The sequence below is a fragment of the Halothiobacillus sp. genome (genome assembly GCF_027346185.1).
Taxonomy (GTDB): domain Bacteria; phylum Pseudomonadota; class Gammaproteobacteria; order Halothiobacillales; family Halothiobacillaceae; genus Halothiobacillus.
Window position 1 is genome coordinate 1 of sequence record NZ_DAIESY010000076.1, and the last position, 19,353, is coordinate 19,353.

12 protein-coding genes are annotated in these 19,353 nt (G+C 56.8%); 11 read left to right on the top strand and 1 reads right to left on the bottom strand.

Annotated elements, in window-relative coordinates; genetic code table 11:
• The 5 genes from M7R55_RS06080 to M7R55_RS06100 all read left to right on the top strand — a co-directional run.
• The coding region (locus M7R55_RS06080) for a multicopper oxidase domain-containing protein (protein ID WP_298219422.1) at positions 1-199 on the top strand (199 nt) is incomplete at its 5' end.
• 169 nt (positions 200-368) lie between these two features.
• Positions 369-1,718 carry a TolC family protein gene (locus tag M7R55_RS06085; protein ID WP_298219424.1) on the top strand — a complete coding sequence of 450 codons (1,350 nt, stop codon included), beginning with the start codon at positions 369-371 and terminating at the stop codon, positions 1,716-1,718.
• Positions 1,715-3,361, top strand: a complete 1,647-nt coding sequence (locus tag M7R55_RS06090; RefSeq protein ID WP_298219426.1) for an efflux RND transporter periplasmic adaptor subunit — start codon at positions 1,715-1,717, stop codon at positions 3,359-3,361. Before M7R55_RS06085 ends, M7R55_RS06090 begins: the two co-directional genes overlap by 4 nt.
• A gap of 12 nt (positions 3,362-3,373) precedes the next feature.
• On the top strand, positions 3,374-6,649 hold the full coding sequence (locus tag M7R55_RS06095) for a CusA/CzcA family heavy metal efflux RND transporter (RefSeq protein ID WP_298219428.1): 3,276 nt from the start codon (positions 3,374-3,376) through the stop codon (positions 6,647-6,649).
• A gap of 143 nt (positions 6,650-6,792) precedes the next feature.
• Positions 6,793-7,386: a DUF2846 domain-containing protein gene (locus tag M7R55_RS06100; protein ID WP_298219430.1), complete on the top strand. Its 594-nt coding sequence runs from the start codon at positions 6,793-6,795 to the stop codon at positions 7,384-7,386.
• Positions 7,387-7,413: 27 nt separating this feature from the next.
• Here M7R55_RS06100 and M7R55_RS06105 read toward each other — a convergent pair whose 3' ends face one another.
• On the bottom strand, positions 7,414-8,112 hold the full coding sequence (locus M7R55_RS06105) for a sulfite exporter TauE/SafE family protein (RefSeq protein ID WP_298219432.1): 699 nt from the start codon (positions 8,110-8,112) through the stop codon (positions 7,414-7,416).
• Positions 8,113-8,203: 91 nt separating this feature from the next.
• Between M7R55_RS06105 and hrpA the strand changes: the two genes are divergently transcribed.
• The 6 genes from hrpA (at position 8,204) to bcsS (ending at position 19,074) form a co-directional block, all read left to right on the top strand.
• Positions 8,204-12,388: an ATP-dependent RNA helicase HrpA gene (hrpA, locus tag M7R55_RS06110; protein WP_298219433.1), complete on the top strand. Its 4,185-nt coding sequence runs from the start codon at positions 8,204-8,206 to the stop codon at positions 12,386-12,388.
• 216 nt (positions 12,389-12,604) lie between these two features.
• Positions 12,605-13,219, top strand: a complete 615-nt coding sequence (locus tag M7R55_RS06115; RefSeq protein WP_298219434.1) for a transposase — start codon at positions 12,605-12,607, stop codon at positions 13,217-13,219.
• Positions 13,164-13,631 carry a transposase gene (locus M7R55_RS06120; RefSeq protein WP_298219436.1) on the top strand — a complete coding sequence of 156 codons (468 nt, stop codon included), beginning with the start codon at positions 13,164-13,166 and terminating at the stop codon, positions 13,629-13,631. The genes M7R55_RS06115 and M7R55_RS06120 overlap by 56 nt, the downstream gene beginning before the upstream one ends.
• A gap of 344 nt (positions 13,632-13,975) precedes the next feature.
• Positions 13,976-16,171, top strand: a complete 2,196-nt coding sequence (gene bcsA, locus M7R55_RS06125) for a UDP-forming cellulose synthase catalytic subunit (RefSeq protein WP_298219438.1) — start codon at positions 13,976-13,978, stop codon at positions 16,169-16,171.
• 19 nt (positions 16,172-16,190) lie between these two features.
• A complete protein-coding gene (locus M7R55_RS06130) occupies positions 16,191-18,386 on the top strand; it encodes a cellulose biosynthesis cyclic di-GMP-binding regulatory protein BcsB (RefSeq protein ID WP_298219440.1) in 2,196 nt (731 codons plus the stop codon).
• A complete protein-coding gene (gene bcsS, locus M7R55_RS06135; RefSeq protein ID WP_298219442.1) occupies positions 18,367-19,074 on the top strand; it encodes a cellulose biosynthesis protein BcsS in 708 nt (235 codons plus the stop codon). Before M7R55_RS06130 ends, bcsS begins: the two co-directional genes overlap by 20 nt.
• Positions 19,075-19,353: the final 279 nt, after the last annotated feature.

Consider the following 19,353-nt stretch of genomic DNA (forward strand, 5'->3'; position numbering starts at 1 on the left):
GGTGTTAAGCCGTGATGGTGCCCAACCGCCGGCTTATGAGCGGGGGTGGAAAGATGTCGTACTGGTTCACAGTGGCCAAACGGTGCAACTGATCGCACGGTTCGACCAACCCGCCGGCGACGATCATCCTTTCATGTATCACTGCCATATTCTCGAACACGAAGACAACGGCATGATGGGTCAATTTACCGTGAGTTGAAAAGGCACCGAGGGTGTTACTCGTTGCCCTCCGGTCTTGATCGCCGGGTTCGCACTTCAGTTGTCCCTCTGAAGCGCGTTGTGCGGTACCAGCGCTCTACCGGATGGTGTTTCGATGATTTTAGTTCTTAAGGTGTTCTTGTTGTATCAAGATGTTAGGAGTATTGATCATGCCTTTCTTATCGCCTTCGCCGTGGCGTTTGACCCGGTGGGTTTTCACTTGGAGCCTGATGCCGATTCAGCATTCGTTGCGCACGCTGGGCATGTTGCTGATCGTTATCCTCGCTCTGTCAGGTCCGGCACAAGCCGGTCAGAACACGTCGGGTCGTTCAGAGCAACCCGTCTTTTCAATAAGTCCGGATGCCACGCTTTCACTTCAGGAAGCCGAACAGTTGGCGGTGCAGAATGATCAGGGTTTGGCTGCTGCGGTAGCGACCGAATCGGCAGAGACCAGTTCGGCAAAGGCGGCCGATCAACTGCCTGATCCTGAGATTTCGCTCGGTGTATCGAGTCTGCCGCTCGATACCTTCAGTTTCACGCAGACGCCCATGACGACCACGGAGGTCTCGATCAGCCAGTCTTTGCCGCCGGGCGATACCTTGGCGCAGCGTGCCCTGGCAGCCGACGCGAAGATACAGGCCGCGACCGCAAACATCGCCGTGCAGCAACAGATACTGCGGCGTGAAGTGGGCCGGTTCTGGTTGACTGTCTACCGCGATCAGCAAACGCTGGCGCTGCTTGAACAGGAGAAGTCGTTGTATCAGCGCCTTCTGCGCAGTGCGCAAACGGCCTACAGCACCGGACGGGCCCGAGCGACGGATCTGGTTCGATTGCAAGTCCGCTTGGCGGAACTGGATGATCGCATCGACCGCCAGCGGGGTAGTACGGCGGCGACGAAAGCACGCCTGGCCCGATGGATCGGGGCACGGGCACAACAAGACTGGCCCACGGCCCTGCCTTCCGCGCTGACAACCCTGCCCGAGGGGTCTGTGGAGCATCAACCGGAAATCAAAGCCTTGCAGGCGAATCTGGCCGAGGCCCGAGCGCAAACGGGCGAGGCGCGTGCCGCGTTCAAACCGAAGTTCGGTGTCTCGCTCGGGTACGGCATCAAGGCGGGCAACCAGCCGGATACGGTGAGTGTGGGGGTGAGCATGAGTTTGCCGCTCTTCACCGGTGAACGCCAGGCGCCCCTGCTGGCAGCGGCGCAGAAACGGCAACAGGCCCGGCAGTTGGCGCTGGAAAGCCGTGCCGCCGATTTTCATGCCGAGGCGCAGTCGCTCAAGGCCGATGTGGACAGCCTGACGACCAGGATCGATCGTTACGACCGGCAGATTCTGCCTAAACTCAGGCAGGTCGCGACCCTGGCGCAAAACCAGTTTGGCTCTGGCGGCGGCGACTTTACGGCCATTATCGATGCAGAACAGGCAGAAATTACCGGTCGTCAACAACGACTCGATTTAACGATTGATCGCGCCCAACGCTTGATCGATCTGCGTTACCTTCTGGAGAATCCCGCATGAAATCCTCAAAGAATAAAATCAGGCTGATCGCCGTCGTGTCGACCGGTGTGGCTGCCGGTGCGGGTGCGCTGATTTGGGCGCACACGCCGATCAACTTTATTCGCCCGGTGCTGGCGGAAGCGACGCAATCGCCTTCAGCGTCCTCGTCGCAGGGAGATCAGGCGCACGCTACGACGACGGCAGGCACCGATACCAAGTTCGTCACCAAATACACCTGCCCGATGCATCCGCAAATTATCGAGGATCATCCGGGTACCTGCCCGATTTGCGGCATGGATCTGGTTGCGAAGCAGTTTCCGGCCAAGTCATCCGATCAAAACGCGGCACCAGTGGCAGCCGATGTGTCGCACGATCACGCGCGGCATGCCGAAACCGCGATAACCGCAGCGCCGCCGGCTGAGCCCAAGGCTGAGAAATCCACGTCCGATGCCAAGTTCGTGACCAAATACACCTGCCCGATGCACCCGCAAATTATCGAGGATCATCCGGGCACCTGCCCGATTTGCGGCATGACCTTGGTGCCGAAACTGTTTCCGGCTGGCACGAAAGATAATACCGGTAGCGCCGCCACCACAACGGAGCAGAAAGCAGATGCACCTGTGGCGAGCAATTCGGCGCCGTTGCCGGAAGTGGCGGTGGCGCCGCGTACCTTGCGCGACATGAACGTGGTGATGGCCCGTGCCCAGTGGCGCAACCTGACCCGCCAGATCCATAGCGTCGGGCTGGTGGCGCTGGATGAGAACCGCTTGTCGCATGTTCATCCGCGCGCGAGCGGCTGGGTGGAAACGCTGAATGTCCGCGCCTTAGGCGATACCGTCAAAAAGGGCGAAACCCTGCTGACCGTGTATTCGCCAGACATTCTCTCGGCAGAGAAGGATTTTCTGGTCGCGTTGAAAAGCGGTATGCCCGAGATGCGCGATGCCGCGCGGGATCGCCTGCGTCTGCTGAGCGTCCCCGAATCGGTGATCGAGCAGATTGCCCGCACGGGCAAGGTGGCGCGCACGATTCCGGTATTGGCACCGCAATCCGGGTACATCTCGGTCATCAATCTGCGCGATGGCATGTATGTCACCCCCAATCTGGACATGTTCACCATCGCCGATGCAAGCAAGATCTGGGTTCAGGTCGAGGTGCTGCCGCGGGATATGGAACAGGTCGCGGTGGGGCAGCCGGCCGAGATGACGGTCGACGGCGTGCCGGGCCGGGTCTGGAAAGGCACGGTCGATTTTATCTACCCCGAACTTGATCCCAAATCGCGCACACTCAAGGTGCGACTGGTGTTCGATAACCCCGATGGCGTGCTTAAACCCAACCAGTTTGCCGAAGTCGGTATCAGCGGCGTGGCGCAGGAGGATGTGCTGACCGTGCCGACGTCAGCCGTCATTCCAACCCCGCAGGGTGCGCGCGTGGTGCGGAAAAATGCCGATGGCAGCTTCCAGCCGGTTCGAGTGGATGTGGGGCAATCGGCAGACGGCTGGACGCAGATCACCGCAGGGCTGTCGCCCGACGACAGGGTGGTTGCCTCCGGACAGTTCTTGATTGACTCGGAGAGTTCCATCCAGGCTTCCTTCGCCCGCATGACCGGCACCGCGCAGCCGGCTGACGACGCGGCATCGGCAGCGTCCGGCCAACACCAACATTAAGGGAGCGATGTCATGTTAAAAGCCGTGATTAACGCCTCGATCAACAATCGAGTGCTGGTGCTCCTGCTGGCAGCCATTCTGGCGGTGGTCGGCTGGTATTCGTGGAAAGCCACGCCGCTGGATGCGATTCCCGATCTTTCCGATACCCAGGTCATCATCAAAACCACCTATCCCGGTCAGTCGCCCCAAGTGGTGCAGGATCAGGTGACCTATCCGTTGACGACGGCGCTGCTCGCCGTGCCCGGCTCGACGGCGGTGCGGGGTTATTCGTTTTATGGCGATTCGTATATTTATGTCACCTTCAAGGATGGCACGAACCTGTACTGGGCGCGCTCGAGGGTGCTTGAGTATCTCAATCAGGCGCGTTCCAGTCTGCCCGCTGGCGTGGAGCCACAACTCGGCCCGGATGCGACGGGCGTGGGTTGGGTGTATGAGTACGCGCTCACCGACCCTTCGGGCCAGATGAATTTGTCGCAACTGACGACCTTGCAGAACTGGTTCTTGAAATTCCAGTTGCAAACCGTGCCCGGTGTTTCGGAGGTTGCGACGGTGGGCGGCATGGTGCGCGAGTACCAGATCGTGGTGGATCCCGATCGTCTGCGTGCGTTCGGCGTGTCGCTCGCCACGCTGCGTAAGGCCGTGGCCGATGCCAACAAGGAAGTCGGCGGCGGGGTGTTGGAGCTCGGTGGCGCCGAATATATGGTCACCAGTCGGGGCTATCTCAAAAGCGTGGCCGACATCGAACGCATTCCCGTTGGCGTGACCCAAAGCGGCACGCCGATTCTGGTGCGGGATCTGGGTACGGTTCGCCTGGGACCGGCGCCGCGTCGGGGGGTGGCCGATCTCGATGGCAACGGCGAAGTGGTCGGCGGCATTATTGTGATGCGTACCGGTGAGAATGCGCGTCAGGTCATCAATGCGGTGAAGACCAAAATCGAACACTTGAAACCGAGCCTGCCCAAAGGGGTGGAAATCGTGCCCGTGTATGATCGATCCGGTGTCATCAACCGGGCGGTGGATACCTTGAGCAGTAAGCTGGTCGAAGAATTTCTCGTGGTGGCGCTGGTGTGTGCGATTTTCCTGTGGCATCTGCGTTCGGCGCTCGTGGCGATCATCAGCCTGCCTCTGGGCGTGTTGATGGCCTTCATCGTGATGCACGCGCAGGGCATCAACGCCAACATCATGTCGCTCGGTGGCATTGCGATTGCCATCGGCGCGATGGTCGATGCCGCCATCGTGATGATCGAAAATGCCCACCGGCATCTGGTGGCATGGCGCGAGATGCACGGCAGCCCGCCCAAAGGTGACGATCATTGGCGCTTGATCGCCCAATCGGCGGGAGAGGTCGGGCCGGCGCTGTTTTTCTCGCTGCTGATCATCACCCTGTCGTTTATTCCCGTGTTCACGTTGCAGGCACAGGAAGGGCGCATGTTCGCTCCGCTGGCCTTCACCAAAACCTATGCGATGGCGGCTGCGGCGGGCCTGGCGATTACGTTGATCCCGGTGTTGATGGGGTACTTCATTCGCGGGCGGATTCCGCGAGAAGAAGCCAATCCGCTCAATCGCTTCTTGATTGCGCTCTACCGTCCGATTCTGCGTGCCGTGCTTCACTTTCCCAAAACACTGCTGGCGATCAGTCTGATCTTCGTGCTCTCGGCGATATTGCCTTTGGCCGGGGTTGGCGGGTATCTGGCCCCGCTCAAATGGGTGGGCAGCAGCGCGTGGCAGTTGCACGTCAGCGACTGGCAAAACGATTGGGCCAAGCGTTGGGCAAGCACATTCTCATTCGCGCCCAAAATAGCGGAACTGGGCCGGGGCTTGGGCAGCGAGTTCATGCCGACCTTGGATGAAGGCGATTTGCTTTATATGCCCACCACCGCGCCGGGGTTGTCCATCGGGGATGCGCGCTTGCTGTTGCAGCAGGTCGACGCGCTGATTGCCGAAGAGCCGGTCGTCAAATCCGTGTTCGGCAAAATCGGTCGTGCGGCCACGGCCACCGATCCCGCGCCGCTGACGATGATCGAGACCACGATTCAGTTCAAGCCCAAAAGCGAGTGGCCCGAGGGCATGACGTTGCAAAAGGTGATCGACAACCTCAATCAGAAGATTCAGTTTCCGGGGCTGAACAATGCCTGGGTCATGCCGATCAAGACGCGGATCGACATGCAAACCACGGGGATTCAAACCCCGGTGGGTGTCAAGATCACCGGGCCCGATCTTCATCAGATCGACCGGATCGGCAAGCAGGTCGAGGCGGTGTTGCAGACCGTGCCGGGCACGCGAACGGCCTATGCCGACCGCACCAACGGCGGGCGCTACATCGAAATCACACCGGATCGGATCAAGGCCGCACGATTTGGTTTGAACATCGGTGAAATTCAGGATGTCATCGGTTCGGCGGTCGGCGGGGTAGAAGTCACGCAAACCGTCGAAGGGCTGGAGCGTTTTCCCGTGAGTATTCGTTATCCGCGCGCCGATCGGGATAGCGTGAGCAAGCTCAAGGACTTGCCGATCGTGACACCGACCGGCGCCACCGTGGCGTTGGGGCAGATTGCCACGATTCAGGTTACTGATGGTCCGCCAATGATCCGCTCCGAGGACAGTCGCCCCGCCGGTTTTGTGTTTGTCACCACCCAAGGGGTTGATCTCGGCGGTTATGTGAGCAACGCGCGCCGGATCGTGGCGGACAAGGTGAACTTGCCGCCGGGCTATGCCATCAGCTGGACGGGCCAATACCAGTACCTGCAACGGGCCACGGAACGCCTCAAGCAGGTCGTTCCCCTGACCCTCGCCATCATCTTCGTGCTGTTATTCCTGATCTTCCGGCATGGCGGCAAGGCCAGCTTGATCATGGTGACGCTCCCATTCGCCCTGGTCGGCGGCTTCTGGCTGTTGTGGGCCATGGGGTTCGAGCTGTCGATCGCGGTCGCGGTCGGCTTCATCGCACTGGCGGGCGTGGCCGCGGAGTTCGGCGTGGTGATGCTGATCTATCTTGATCACGCCATCGAGGATCGGCGCCGCGCCGGACGGCTGAACACCCGAACCGATCTGGCCGAGGCGATCATGGAAGGCGCGGTGTTGCGCGTTCGACCCAAGGCCATGACCGTGGCGGTGATTCTGGCGGGCCTGATCCCGATTCTGATCGGGCACGGTACCGGTTCGGAAGTCATGAGCCGCATCGCCGCACCCATGATCGGCGGCATGATCACCGCTCCGTTGCTGTCCATGCTGCTGCTGCCCGCCGTGTATTGGTTGTGGCAGCGAAGGCATTTGCCGGTGGCGGCATGACCTGATTGAGCGGGATGATTTATCCTCTTGGCGTCTGCGGAACAATGAGTCCGGGGGCGCTTTTTTATGTCTGTTGGTGTCTGTGATCGGGGCGCGTTATGCTCTCCCCGCACCGAATTGTTTGGTGAAAAGAGGACGAACTCATGAAGAAGATATTTGGGATTTTTGCTGCCATCATGATGCTCGGTTTGGCCGGATGCGCGTCCGTGCCCATGGCATCCAATGATCAGGACGCGGCTGCCAAACAGTTTACGCCACCTGCCGAAATGGCCTCTCTGTATATCTACCGCAACGAGGTGTTCGGCGCTGCCATCCCGATGACGGTTTCAGTCAATGGCAAGACGCTGGGGCAGACGGCGGCCAATACCTACTTTCATTTAACCGTACCGCCAGGAAAGTACACGATTCAGTCTCTGACCGAGAACGTGTCCGACCTGTCCATCGATGCGAGTGCGGGCAGGAATTATTTCATCTGGCAGGAAGTGAAAATGGGGATGTGGGCGGCCAGAAGCCATCTGCAGGAAGTGGATGAAGCCAAGGGTAGGGAAGCAGTGAAGGAGTGCAAGTTGATCACGTCTACCGTGTCGGGGGCTGATCTGGCACCAGCCAGTGGACCGGGTGATGCCAATGGTGTACTGAGCCAGAAGCTGCGCGAGCTGCAAAAGTTGCGTCAAGACGGTCTGATCAATGAAGAAGACTATGAGAAGAAGAAACAGCAGCTGCTGAACGGCCTGTAAGTGCCCGAGCATTGAACGCCATTCAGTTCAACTGACTTGGATATTCCAGATCGCCGAGCCGATGGTGTACAGGCCAAAACCGAGCACGGCGGCTCCGGCGATCCAGCGAACCCATTTTTGACGGGTCAGGGCGGAGAGCTGGGCGGCGAACGCGCCCATCAGAAGCAGATTCGGCAGCGTGCCGAGGCCAAACCCCAGCATCAGCAGCGCACCTTGGGCAGCGCTGCCAGCCGAAAGCGCCCAAATCAGCACGCTGTACACCAGCCCGCAGGGCAACCAGCCCCAAACAAACCCCAGCAGCAGTGCCTGCTTCGGGGTTCTGACCGGCATCAGCTTGCGGCCCAGCGGTTCGATGTAGCGCCATAAACGCGAGCCGACGCGTTCGATGCGCGTGAGCCCGAACCACCAGCCGCCCACGTACAGCCCCATCAGCACCATGAAACCACCGGCGATCATCAGCAAATACAGTTGCGCGTGCTGCATGGGGATCAGCGACAGACCCAGCGCGCCGATCAAACCGGCAATGGCACCCGCGACCACGTAAGAGGTGATCCGTGCGAGATTATAGGCAAGCAGATAGGGTAAAAGTTGGCCGGGCGTGGCGCGTTTTTCGGGTGGCAGGCCGAAGGTAAGCGCGCCGACAATGCCGCCGCACATGCCGATGCAATGCACGCCGCCAAAAAAACCGACCAGCAAGGCCGCCCAAAATGTCATATCTGCGGGCATGTGTGCTCCGATGATGTTCGCGCAAAATTGAACAATTCAGACAGCGATACTGCCTCTTGATTCCCGTACGGGTATAACCAACACTGACACGATGAATTCTACGCTAAATGAACCGCAGGATGCCGCTTCCCCACAGTCGGTGCCACTTTCTAACCAGCCCGCCGATATTATCGATTTTTTGCGGACGAATCTGGTCGAGCTGCCGCTTGTCGATCAACCGGCCCTGTCCCGCCGTTTGGCCGGAGCCGAGCGTGCCTTGCAGCAGAATCGGCTGGATGCGGGGCGGCTGGGCGAATTGGTCAACGCTTTCGAGGCCAGCGCGGCCTTGTTGACCGAGCGCCGTTCGGTGGCTTTGACCCTCGATTATCCCGCAGAGCTCCCCGTCAGTGGTCAGCGCGAGGCGATCATGGATTTGATCCGCGCGCATCAGGTTGTGATCGTGGCGGGGGAGACCGGTTCCGGCAAAACCACCCAACTGCCCAAGATGTTGCTGGAACTCGGTTACGGCATCAAAGGGCAGATCGGCCACACCCAGCCCCGGCGGATCGCGGCGCGTAACGTGGCGAGTCGTCTAGCCGAAGAGCTGGGCGTAACGGGGTCGGGTGTGGTCGGGTACAAGGTGCGTTTTTCCGATCAAACGCGGGCGCAGAGCCGCGTCGCGGTGATGACCGATGGCATTCTATTGGCCGAAATTCACAGCGATCCGGATCTTTTGCGCTATGACGCGCTCATCATCGACGAAGCGCACGAGCGCAGCCTGAATATCGATTTTTTGCTCGGCATCGTGCGGCGCCTGCTGGATCGTCGCCCTGATTTTCGTCTGGTGATTACATCGGCCACGATTGATACCGAGCGATTCGCCCTGCATTTTGCCCGAAAGGACGCGTCGGGCGAGCCGCGTCCGGCGCCCGTCATCACCGTGGCGGGGCGGAGTTTTCCGGTTGAATATCGCTATCGTCCATTGACTGTCGCGCCGAATGAGGCATCCATCGAGACGGAAGAAGAGCGGGATCTGGCTGCTGCCGTCGTAGCTGCTGTCGATGAATTGCAGGCAGAAGCGCAAACGACCAGCGGCGGCGATATTCTGGTCTTCCTGCCGGGCGAACGGGAAATTCGCGAGTGCGCCCACCGGCTGGGTCGTCATGGATTGCGCCATACGGAAATTCTGCCGTTGTTTGCGCGCCTGTCCGCCGCCGAGCAGCAGCGCATTTTCGCGCCGCATACGGGGCGTCGCATCGTGCTGACCACGAACGTCGCCGAAACCTCACTCACCGTGCCCGGCATTCATTATGTGATCGATTCTGGCTTGGCGCGGATTGCCCGTTACAGCCCGCGCTCACGGGTGCAAAAACTGGCGGTGGAAGCCATTTCGCAGGCGTCGGCGAACCAACGTGCGGGCCGTTGTGGCCGAATCGCGCCCGGCGTGTGCATCCGTCTGTTCGACGAGCAGGATTTTTCCGGTCGCCCCGCGTTTACCGATCCCGAAATTTTGCGCACCAACCTTGCCTCGGTGGTGTTGCGGTTGATCGAATTGCGCTTGGGCGAGCCGGAGCATTTCCCGTTCATCGAACCGCCTGATTCACGCCAACTCGCCGGTGCCCGCCGCTTGTTGTTCGAACTGGGCGCGCTGGACGAGCGTCAGCGCATCACCAAGTTGGGGCGCCAGTTGGCGCGATTGCCTGTCGACCCGACCTTGGGCAGGATGGTGTTGTCTGTCTTGTCGAATGCGGATGCCACCTCGCTGGATACCCTGATCGTCGTGGCCTTTCTGTCGATACAAGACCCGCGTGAACGCCCGGCCGATCACGCGCAGGCTGCCGATCAGGCACAACAGGCGTTCCGCGTGGCCGATTCGGACTTCGCGAGCATTCTGGCCCTGTGGGATCAATGGCATGGCGTTGTGCGACACGAGAATCAGCGCAAGCGGCGCGACTGGGCGAAAAAGCATTTCCTCTCGTATAACCGGCTGCTCGAATGGCATGATCTGTTCGGCCAGTTGCGCGAACAGGCCGATGAAATTGGACAGGTCAAACTGCCCGATCCGACGCCTTTGCCCATAATTGTTGATGGCGATGAAGCGCCGCTGCGTGCGCGGCTCGATGCCCTGCATCAGGCGATGCTGCCGGGATTGCTGGCACAGATCGGTCTGCGTGATGAAGCCACGCGTACAGACAAGAATGTGCCGAAAGATACCCGCGACCAGCGCGGCAAGAAACAACGTACGCCGACGATCTACATCGGCGCGAACAATCGCCGCTTCCAGATTTTCCCCGGCTCCCAACTGGCCAAGACCCAGCCCAAATGGCTCATGAGCGCAGAAATTGTCGAGACGACCCGCGTCTATGCGCGCATGAACGCCGCGATCAATCCGCGCTGGATCGAAGATATGGCGGCGCATCTGACCACGCGTGAATACAGCGAACCGCGCTGGGATCAACGGGGCGGTCGTGTAGCCGCCTTTGAAACCGTCAAACTGTTCGGCTTGCCGATCGTGACCAAGCGCCGGATTGACTTTGGTCGTATCGATCCACTCGGCGCGCGCGCGATCTTCATTCGCGCGGCCTTGGTTGAAGGCGAATTCGACAGCGGTCTTAAGTTCTGGCGACACAATCAGGCTCTGATCGACGAAATTCGGGAAATCGAAGCGCGTAATCGTCGCCCCGATTTGCTGATCGACGATCAAACGCTGTTCGATTTTTACGAAACCCACCTGCCTGCGGAGGTGTACGACGCCCACACGCTGGTGCGTTGGCTGAAAACCATCACGCCCCAACAGCCCGACGCGCTCTGCATGACGCGTGACGATCTGCTGGCGCGTGAGCCGGTCGAACTTGATCCGGCGGGCTTCCCCGATCGGTTGTCGATGGGCGCGTTCAGCCTGCCGCTGGCTTATCACTTCGCGCCCGGTAGCGAAGATGATGGCGTGACCCTGCGCCTGCCGCTGGCGGCGCTCAAACAGATTGATGCCGATCGGGCCAGCCACCTCATCCCCGGTTTGCGCCGTGAAAAGATCGAAGCGCTGATTCGCAGCCTGCCCAAAGCCGACCGCCGTCATTTTGTGCCCGCGCCGGAATTTGCGGCGGCAGTCGATGAACGGGTGTCCGTCGATCGTGGCGGTCTGCTGGCGCAAGTGGCCGAACAACTGGCCCGCATGACAGGGCACAAAATCACCGCCGATGCCTTCGATGAGCGTCGTTTGGAGCCGCATTTACGGATGCGTTTTGCCCTGATCGACGCCAAGCAGACCGACCCGGCCAAGCAAATCATCGATGCCGACCGGGACCTTTCGGCCTTGCGCGCACGTCACGCCGCCGCGGCCGAGCATGCCCTGGTTGAGCGAACCCGGCACCGTTTGGAACGGGATGACCTCATCGACTGGTCGTTCGGCGAACTGCCCGAAAGCCTCACGGTAGAAGAGCTTGGCGCAGAACTGAATGCCTACCCGGCGTTGATCGATCGGGGCGAATGCGCCGAAGTGCGCCTGTTCGATTCGCCGGAGCGTGCCGCGCTGGCGCACCGCTCCGGCGTTATTCGATTGCTGCTCATCGCCCTGGGCGAGCAGATTCGGCACTTGAGTCAATACCTCAAGCAGGAACGCAGCCTCGATCCGGCGCGGCTGCAGTACAGCCAATGGTCGAGCACACGCCCCTTGCCTGCTTTTGGCCTGATCTTGCCCCAACGGCGCGACGCGGCGTTCGATCTAGAATTGATTGCCCGCAGCGTCGCCAAACTGGCCGTGGACGATTTGCCCTGCATTCGAGACGAGTCCACATTCCGTGCCCGCGTCGAATCACTGAAGCCGCGTTTGGACGATGCGGTGCGCCAGTTGGCGGCCCAGATACGCACGCTCTTCGCGCAGCATCAAGTCCTGCGCGCCAAGCTCAAGGGCCGCCTGCCCCTGTCGCAAATCGAAGCCGCGCGGGAAATCGCCGAACAGTTTGATCTATTGTTCTACCCCGGCATGATCTGGAACACGCCCCAAACCGTGCTCGACAACCTGCCGCGCTACCTCACCGCCGCTGAAAAACGCCTCGAAAAAATCGACCGCCACCCCGAACGCGACCGCATGTTGCGCGTACAGTTCATGCCCGTCTGCGCCCGCGTCACAGACAAAATCACCGCAGCCGGACCCACCCCGGAAGCGTTCGCAGCACTCAATCAACTGCAGGAACAGCTTGAAGAATGGCGCGTTGCCACCTTCGCGCAAGAACTGGCCCGCAAAGGCGCACCCAGCGCCAAAGAAATCGAGCAGGCCATCAAGCAACTTTCGCCTTGACGATGCGCCTGAGTAATCTTGCGTAGCCAATGATCAGGCTTCCATTCGGCGAAGATCGGCCCGTCACAGAGTTGGTTCCCACAATCGGGTTGACAGATCAGGCGGTTACAGCAATGCTCAAAACAAATTACGAACGGGCACCTCGAAAAACCCCACCCATCCCACACAGCATCCGGTAAAATTCGATTCATCTGACCACCATCTCTTTTGCTTCCAATGAAACAACGCAGCGCCATCAAGACCGACCTATTTGCTGACCAGCATCACAAGCAGACTCTCGACAAACTGGGCGACCCGCTCTCTGAGATCGCGTCCTGCATCGACTTTGCGGCCTTAGCTGCAGAAGTTGACCGCATTGCTCCGCGTCCGGTCAGCCCACAAGGTGGGCGGCCACCGTTTCCCACCGAGACCATGGTGCGCATTCTGATCTTAAAGCGCCTGTACAACCTCTCCGATGAGCAGATGGAATACCAGTTGCTGGACCGCATGAGTTACCAGCGCTTCTGTGGTCTGGCCCAGGCCATCAACATTCCTGACCGAACCACCGTATGGGTGTTCGAGAACCGGATTGGCGAAGCCGGTGCCAAGGCCCTCTTCGAGGGTGTCACCACGCAACTACTCAAGAAAGGCTTTATCGCCCGAGGTGGCCAGATTATCGACGCCACGCTGGTACCCGCGCCGCGGCAGCACTTCACCCGTGATGACAAAGAGCAGATCAAAGAAAACGCCATGCCCGCAGACTGGTCACCGGCCAAGCGTCGCCAGAAAGACCTGGATGCCACTTGGACCAAGAAGCCACCATGGCTACAAGCTATCGGTGAACGTCGATAAGACGCACAAATTCATCCGCAAAATCGTCACCGATACAGCCAGCACCCACGACAGCCAGCACTTCGAGGCGGTTATCGATCCGGCCAACACAAACAGGGAGGTTTATGCCGATCGGGGCTACCCCTCAGCGGAGCGGGAAGCCTGGCTGAAGGCGAACGGCTACCGTAACCGGATCCAACGCAAAGGCCATCGGAACAAACCTTTGTCCGAAGTGCAGCAGGGACGAAACCATCGAATCGCAAAGACCCGTGCGCGGGTGGAACACGCATTTGCGGCCATCGAGCAGATGGGCGGCAAGCTGATCCGCACCATCGGCCAAGCGCGGGCAAACTTTGCCATGACCCTGATGGCCGCCTGCTACAACTTAAAGCGGCTCGCGTACTTTCAGAGAAAAGGCATTGTGCCCGCATAACCCCCAAAATGGGTCGAATCGCCGCCAACCATGGAGATTCGGAGTAAAAACCGGGCAAAGCTGCTTGGAAAGGTAGCCGTTTATTGTGGAATTTGAGCCGGATTCGGCCACAGGCATGATTCAGTGGCTGAATTCATTGAAAATCTCGGGTTATTCGAGCTGCCCTGGTGTCAAACCCATCCGCATCTGTTTGTTAAAAGACCTTATAATCGTATGGGATGTGACATTTAGGTAATAAGAAAATTGCATTTTTTGACTTTCGCTCTCTGAAAGTTCAAAAATGGAATTATTCAAAGGTTTCTTAAACCACACGATCCCTTTAACTTTTTACGGCTTCATCCAATATGTTCGCTTTGATTGTGTTTTTAATCAGTATGCTGGGCTTTTTTGGGCTGGCGAGCGTGCCCACCACTCTGGTCGTTCAAACCGGCTTGGCGGCGCTTTTGATCGGGCTTACGCTGGTCGCTTATTTATGGTCGCGGCGATTACCTAAAAACCACACAATTCAACCCTGGCTTAAACTCACAGTTATTCTCACTAGCAGTTTTTTAGGTTGGCATTATCTCTATTGGCGCGCAACCGAAACTTTGCCACTCGGCTTTGGTTTTGTTTCTATGGTGGCGGGTTTGATCCTGTTTTTGATTGAAGTGTATGGCTTTATCACCTTGATGTTTGGCCATTTTATTAATGTCTCTCCGCTTGAGCGTCGCCCCGTACCCTTGCCTGTTGACTCCGCACTCTGGCCGACGGTGGATATTTTTATCCCGACTTATAACGAAGATATTTTGGTTATTCGCCCCACGGTGATCGCGGCGACCCAAATGCGCTACGCGCCGGGCAAATTTAAGGTTTGGATACTCGATGATGGCGGTACTGTGAAAAAGTGTACGGATCCTGATCCTGAAAAAGCGGCTGCTGCCCAAGCCCGCCAAGCAGAATTAAAGGTCTTGGCTGCCACGTTTGGCGCGGGTTATTTAACGCGTGAGAAAAACCTAAATGCCAAGGCGGGTAACCTGAATTCCGCTTTGAGTTTTACCGAAGGCGAGTTGATCGCCATTCTTGATTGCGACCATATTCCTACAGATGATTTTTTACTCAACACTACAGGGGCTTTTTTAGTGGAAGCCAAATTGTTCTTACTACAAACCCCGCACAATTTTATTTCAGCTGATCCGGTTGAAAAGAATCTCAATATTTATGGCAAAGTTCCCTCTGAAAATGAGTTGTTTTATCGGATAATGCAACCTGGGCTAGATTTTTGGCACACCTCATTTTTTTGCGGCTCAGCGGCGGTGTTGCGCCGCAGCGTGTTAAATGAATTGGGCGGCATTGCCGGCCAAACCATTACCGAAGATGCAGAAACCACGCTTGATGCCCTGTCTTTGGGTTATACCACTGCGTATTTGAATATCCCTATGGTGTCCGGGCTGCAACCCGAGACCTATTCGGGATTGGTAATTCAGCGGGTGCGCTGGGGACAGGGGATGCTCCAGATATTTCTGCTTAAAAACCCTTGGGTGCAGCCGCATTTAGCCTTTGTGCAGCGTTTGCTTTACACCAACTTCACGATTTATTGGGGGTTTGCCGTAGTGCGGATTTTCCTGTTACTGGCACCGCCGGCCTATCTCATTTTTGGCCTGAACTTGGCGGATACCGATGGCGCGCAACTCCTCGTTTATGCGATACCGTATCTCATCGCCTCGTTAATTGTGACGCAATATTATTACCGCGACGTTCGTTGGCCGTTCATTTCACAAATCTACGAAACCATTCAAAGTTTTTATGTCACGATGGGTATCTACAAGGTACTTCGCAAACCCAAGTCACCCAGCTTTCAGGTAACACCTAAAGGTGAGCAGCTAAACGCCGAGTTTGTCTCCTCACTGTCATGGCCGTTTTATGTGTTGCTGTCATTGAATGTTTTGAGCCTCGGTTTTGCGGTTTATCGTTTGTTCGATCCACTATGGCAAGTGGGCGCGGTTGCTTTTGTAGCTACCTGGGCCGTGCTGGATTTATTTTTCCTGCTGGCCGCGTTGGGCATTATGTTGGAGCGCCCACAGCGCCGCACCGAACCCCGCGTACCCGTACGAGAACCGGTGATGGTTCATATAAATGGTGCGGTGCTTGATGGAGTGGCGGTTGAGGCGTCTCGGGCCGGCTTGGGGATTGTGGTTGCTACTAACCCAGCGGGGCAAATAGCGGCCAAACCCGGTGATGTGCTGCAACTTGAATGGCCGCGCCAAGGCCAAGTAATTCAGGCGATCATACGAACCATGTACACTCGAGATAAAACAAACCACTATTTAGGGGTGGAATACTGTCTTGCAACGATCGAGGATGAGCGCTTCTCGGTGGCTTTTGCCTTTGGCAATAGCACCCAGCTTGAAGAAAATAATCGGGCGCGCTACGGTGGCAAAAGTATTGTGGGTGGGTTGTTGTTTTTAATGAATCTGGCGCTTCGCTTTGGCATCGCCCATTTTATCAACTTAATCAAGCACCTGTGTGATCGATTTTATCGCCGGTTTATTCATTCGCTCTAATGATAATTAAGGAAGATTTATGTTTCATTATTTAAACGAATTCAACACCTACTTAAGCAGACTTGTGTTGAGTTTTTGCTTGCTTATGCCCTTGATAGCACTGGCTGGCACGCAGCCCATGCCACTGGCTGATGTTTCTGGCGAGCAAATCACCTTGGCGCATTTGCTTGGCACCGAAACCCCATTAACCTTGATCGGTGAAGATGCCCAAACCAGCTTTACGCTCCCCATCGCGCAATTAGTACGTGTGTTATCGATTAATTTGACGCTGGCTTTGGTGCCTTCGGCCGGGTTAAACAACGATTCTTGGCTGATGGTTCGTATTAATGGGCTGACGGTGGGTCAAATTAATCTGGTCACGGCCCGTCTTCAGGGCAACGCCATTTCGTTGGCTATCCCTGTAGCAGTGCTCAAACCTGGTTACAACAAAGTTCAACTATTTGCTGCCCAACACAGTCCAACGGTTTGCGCGCCAGCTTTATCGCCCGAGTTATTTACCCAAGTGAATACTGAAAACTCTTTTTTTACCTTAAGCACCACGCCCATCAATCCGGATTTAACGTTAGCCCAGCTGGGGGAATTGTTTGATCCATCAAGCGAGGCCACACAGGCAGAAGTGCCTGTTTTTGTATCCAACCCCAACGGGGCTTTGCAGGCCACCACGTTAGCCTACGCTGCGCAGGGTGTGGCGCGACGATTTAATTATTTACCGGTTAATTTTTCAGTATTGCCTTTAGCGAAAGCAGCTCAACCCGCCGTAACTCAAGCGAAACTACGACCTACCGCCGCCTTGCTAATTGGAAATTACACGGAGTTAACACCTTATCTTGCAGGGTTAAATTTATCCGACACCCAAACGCCCCGCTTGATTGTGCGGCGCTTTGATGCCGCCCCAGCGCGTTATTTGGTGATTTTGGTGGCCAATACCATTGCCGACCAGCAGCAACTTGCACTGCGCTTTGCACTCACTGAGCTCCCTCTGCCCGCCGTGCATTCGCTCAACCTTGATTCGCTTGCCGTATATGGCTTGCCCATTCCGACACCACAGCGCCAAAACAATGAATTCCAATTCCGTGATTTGGGGATTAAATCAGCCACTTTATCGGGGGTAGACGCCCCTGCGCTGGATTTTCAGGTATGGAATGCAGGCTGGAAACAAAAAGCGCAAGTGCGCTTGCACCTAGCCTATGCGGCGGGCATGTCAAAGCAATCGGCATTGAATGTCTGGATTAATGATGTGCAGCAAGGCTCCATTCCACTCAATTTACCCCAAGGGGGGGAATATGCCGATTTTGCCGTTACCCTGCCAACCACCCTGCTCACTGCCGGTTGGAATAAAATTCGTCTGCAACCCGTGCTGATTCCGATCAGCAATGGCGGGGAGTGTAAACATTTCTTCCCCGGCAATTTATCGGTTTCTGTTTTTGATGATTCTAAATTTATCTGGATGGGTAATGGCAGTGAAGAATATACGCGGGATTTAGTTATTTTCTCCGGGTTTAATAGCATGAAATGGGTTTCTGACTGGCTTGAGGGCTTAAATATTCATTTATCGGGGAACAATGCCGATCTTTTGTCTGCCGCCATGACATTAACCGGCAAATTGAGCCAGGTGGCTCATTCGCCCTTAATTCAGCTTAACGTAGGCACTACGCTGCCAAAAAATGATTGGCCAACGATATTAATTAGTACCTTAGACGCACTGAATACCGAAAATAAACAGCGCTTTGGGCTATCACCCGGGCAGGTTTTAAGTCGCTTACAAAACAATACGCCTGGCGATATCGCCCCCCTGAGTTGGGATGCAAAACCGAAGTTAACCACTTGGGTAGAGAGCAACAGTGCTTTTGATTTAACACACACAACCTTAGCCGCCGTCGCAGAAGACACGATGCAACCGGCGTATCTGTTTGCGGCCAGTACGCCCGCAACGCTGCAAACGGGCATGGCACGTGCCGTTGGTTTTGGCGTTTGGTCGCAATTAACCGGCACCTTGGCGTATTGGCCTTACGACGGTAAACCGGTTGTCAGCATCGGCCGCACCCAAGAGCCCTTTCGCAACTATGGCCTACAACGCGGACTAAGTATTTGGGTCACCCAAAACCCCTGGTATGGGCTACTGATCGTATTGATGGCAGGCACTTTAACCGCCCTTGTTATGCGCTGGGGCCTCACTATTTATCGCAGGCGTCGTCATGAAAAAAACGAAACTTAACGGGTTAATTTGCGGGGTGGGGTTGTGTTTATGCAGCTCCGGGGCTGGGGCAGCCAGTGTTATTTTTACGGGTACAGAGGCCAGCACGGGGGAAAGTTACAGCTATCTTGGGGTGGTTTACCCATTACCTGGCGCTACGCTTGAAACCGGTTGGTTTGCCATTGCGGTTGCCGATTACCTGACCTACAGCTACAACACAGCCGTTAATGGTCAATCGGCTACAGTTAAGGTTCACGCGCCCGGGTTCAGTTCTGGGTTGGGTTATCGTTTTAAGTATGATACCCAGATACTTGAATTGTCACTTAAAGCGGGGGTGCAAAATTTTCAGCACACGCCAAACATAAACACGAGCGACCCCCAGGGCAATCGCTACAAACTTTCGCCAGGTGTTTATTGGCAACAGCAGATTACCCCGCAGTGGACGGCAAGCGTTCGAGCGGCCTACGACATAGGTCCGCGATCTTATTGGTCCCAGGCCAAGCTGGCTTTCACGCCCCATTGGCGCTGGCAGGCAGGGCCTGTTCTAACTGCTGCTGGCGGCGTAAATTATCGATCACGAAAAGTGGGTGGGTTTGTTCAAGTGAACCTGGGTCATGGGATTTCTATCGCGCCCGAACTCGGCCTGAGTTTTAAGCCCGATCAACCGCTGCGTGCTTATGGTGGCTTGGCTTTGAGTGCACTTTTTTAACCTGTCTCTCTTTTGAGTCTGTATGTCTGGGCGATCAGGTTAGGCGTTGTGATCCTGACACTGGTTCTAGCCAAGCTGGTTGATATTTTGTTGAAACATTTAGCCCGCAAACGTTTGGCTGCGTCGTGACTGATGCGAATCTTGCCCATGCACATGAGGTTCTTGCCGCTACTGATTGTTCTGTTCACCGGTTTTCTGGTGGGTTGTGGGGATGCGCAGCAAAACAGAATCAAAGCGCAGTTCCCTCTCATGTGGCAGGGGTATCAGCACGCATTCATC